This window comes from Aeromicrobium sp. REDSEA-S32_B7, assembly GCF_001626145.1.
In the GTDB taxonomy this organism is placed as follows: Bacteria; Actinomycetota; Actinomycetes; order Propionibacteriales; family Nocardioidaceae; genus Aeromicrobium; species Aeromicrobium erythreum.
Map to the genome: position 1 here is coordinate 1 of NZ_LUNF01000052.1, position 3100 is coordinate 3100.

Genomic DNA, 3100 nt, shown 5'->3' on the forward strand with positions numbered 1-3100 from the left:
CTACGGAGGCGTGCGGACCCATCGTAGGGCCGCGGACGTCACCGGCGGGCGGTTGCGTCGTTGTCTACCGTGGAAGGTCGTCCACCCGGGAGGTCCCGTGCGCATCCGCACCCTCAGCACGGCCGCCGCCTGCGCCGTCGTGCTCATGCTCGCCGTCGGCGCGGTCGCGCTCACCTCCCTCGGCGACGGAGGCGACCCGTCGGCGGCCGCCGAGCCCCGGCCCTCGACCAGCAGCCCGACCCCCACCCCGCGCAGCACCGACCCTGGCAGCGAGCGCGACGCGAAGGACGACGACTCCCGCGACGAGCGCGAGCCCGACCCCGACTCCGACTCCGACGGCGACTCCGACCGCGACGCCGCCGCGTCGAGCGGACGCACCCCCGACCGAGGTGCCACCACGCCGACGACGCCCCGGCCCACCACGCCCGGGGCCACCCCCACCGGGCCGACGACGCCCAGCCCGCGGCCGACGTCCCCGACCCAGCAACCCAGCCCGTCGCCGTCGCCGTCCTCGAGCCCCTCCCCCGGGATGCTCGACGGACTGCTCGATCCGATCATGGGCCGCTGACGCCTACGACGCCCGCGAGGGCGCGGACGGCGACGGTGAGGACGGTGAGGCGGGCCGCCTCGACGACCCCGTGACGCGCCCGCGCGGATCGGCTATCGTCGCCTGAACACCGTTCACCTGAACGGTGTTCAGGGGCCGCCACCGAAGTCGAGGACCGTCATGACCGCATCGTTCGACCAGCTCGCCACCCGCATCCTCGACGGGGGCAGCGCCACCGAGGCGGACGCGCTCGCGGTGCTGCGCGCCGACGACGCCGCCCTGCTCGACGTCGTCGCGGCCGCCGGACGTCTGCGCCGCGCGCACTTCGGCGCCACGGTCAAGGTCAACTACCTCGTGAACCTGAAGTCCGGGCTGTGCCCCGAGAACTGCAGCTACTGCTCGCAGGCCGTCGGGTCCGAGGCGCCGATCCTGAAGTACTCGTGGCTCTCCACCGACGAGACGCTGCGCCAGGCGGGCGCCGGACTACGAGGCGGCGCGTCGCGCGTGTGCCTGGTCTCGTCGGGACGCGGCCCCTCGAACCGCGACGTCGAGAAGGTCGCCGAGATGACCGAGGCACTGAAGGACAGCTACCCCGACGTCGAGGTGTGCGCCTGCCTGGGGCTGCTCAAGGACGGCCAGGCCGAGCGGCTCAAACAGGCCGGCGTCGACGCCTACAACCACAACATCAACACCGCGGCGTCGCACCACGATGAGATCGTCACCACCCACACCTACGACGACCGCGTCGACACGATCTCCAAGGCGCGCACCGCCGGCCTGTCGCCCTGCTCGGGGCTCATCGCCGGGCTCGGCGAGACCGACGAGCAGCTCGTGGAGGCGCTGTTCGCGCTGAAGGAGCTCGGCTCCGACTCGATCCCCGTCAACTTCCTCATGCCGTTCGACGGCACGCCGTTCGAGAACACGTGGGAGCTCTCCCCGGCCCGCTGCGTGAAGATCCTGGCGATGGCGCGCTTCGTCTGCCCCGACCGCGAGGTGCGCATCGCCGGCGGACGCGAGATGCACCTGCGCTCGCTGCAGGGCCTCGCGCTGCACGTGGCCAACTCGATCTTCCTCGGCGACTACCTGACGTCGGAGGGCCAGGACGCCAAGGCCGACGTCGAGCTGATCCGCGATCACGGCTTCACCATCCTCGGCGCGGACGACCTCCACGGGCACGAGCCTGCCGAGCCGACGGCAGCGGCGCCCGCGGCCTCGCCGTGCGGCACCGCGTCGACCGGGTGCGGCACCGCCTGCAGCGGCTGCGCCTCCCACGACGGCACGGCCGGTCTCGCGATCCGGCAGCGCGGCGCGGGCACCGACGTCCCCGCCAACGCCTGACCACCGCCCTCCCGTGACCGCGACCCTCGCCGACCTGCGCGACTTCGACCGCGCGCACGTCTGGCATCCCTACGCGTCGATGACGCAGCCCTCGCCCACCAGGGTCGTCACAGGCGCCGACGGGTGCCGACTGGAGGTCGACGGCGACTGGGTGGTCGACGGGATGTCGTCGTGGTGGGCCGCGGTGCACGGGTACCGCCACCCCGTCCTCGACCGTGCGGTGGTCGATCAGGTCGCGTCGTTCAGCCACGTGATGTTCGGCGGGCTCACGCACGCACCGGCCGTCGAGCTGGCGCGACGGCTCGTCGACCTGACGCCCGCCCCCCTGGAGCGCGTGTTCCTCGCCGACTCCGGCTCGGTGGCCGTGGAGGTGGCGCTCAAGATGGTGCTGCAGCACCAGCGCGGGACGGGGCACCCCGAGCGCACCCGCATGCTCACGGTGCGCGGTGGCTACCACGGCGACACGTTCGACTGCATGAGCGTGACCGACCCGGTCGGCGGCATGCACACCATGTGGCGCGACCTCCTCCCGCAGCAGGTGTTCGCCGACCGGCCGCCGCGCCACGACGCGTCGGACGCCGAGGTGACGGCGTGGGCCGACGGCGTGCGCGACCTCGCCGCCCGGCACGCCCACGAGCTGGCGGGCGTCGTCGTGGAGCCGCTCCTGCAGGGGGCGGGCGGCATGCACCCGTACCCAGTCGCGTGCCTGCGCGTGCTGCGCGAGGTGGCCGACGAGCACGGTCTGCTGCTCGTGCACGACGAGATCGCCACGGGCTTCGGTCGCACCGGTCACCTCTTCGTCAGCGAGCTGGTCGCGCCCGACGTCCTCTGCGTCGGCAAGGCGCTCACCGGGGGCTACGTCTCGCTCGCCGCGGTGCTGTGCACCGACGAGGTGGCGCGGGGCGTGACGGCCAGCGAGTCCGGCGCTCTCATGCACGGCCCGACGTTCATGGGCAACCCGCTGGCGTGCGCCGTCGCGTCGGCCAGCATCGACCTCCTCCTCGAGCGCGGCTGGCAGGCCGACGTGCAGCGCGTCGGGGAGGCGCTGGCCCGTGGTCTCGCGCCACTGCGCGCCGTCGAGGGCGTCGTCGACGTCCGCACGCTCGGGGCGGTCGGCGTGGTGCAGCTCGACCACGCCGTCGACATCGCGGCGGCCACCGACGCCGCCCTCGCGGCGGGCGTGTGGCTGCGACCGTTCCGCGACCTCGTCTACAC

Annotated in this window: 3 protein-coding genes; all 3 read left to right on the plus strand. The window is 73.7% G+C overall.

Translation table 11 applies throughout. From position 1 onward, the window contains the following. Positions 1–97 precede the first annotated feature (97 nt). Positions 98–568, plus strand: coding sequence for a hypothetical protein (locus A6Q79_RS03900; protein WP_286690288.1), 471 nt, complete (start codon positions 98–100; stop codon positions 566–568). Positions 569–727: 159 nt separating this feature from the next. Next, entirely contained in the window at positions 728–1885 is a 1158-nt protein-coding gene (gene bioB / locus A6Q79_RS03905; protein ID WP_286690289.1) for a biotin synthase BioB, read from the plus strand. 13 nt (positions 1886–1898) lie between these two features. Further along, positions 1899–3100: adenosylmethionine--8-amino-7-oxononanoate transaminase (gene bioA / locus A6Q79_RS03910; RefSeq protein WP_317696450.1), on the plus strand; the 1202-nt coding region annotated here is incomplete at its 3' end.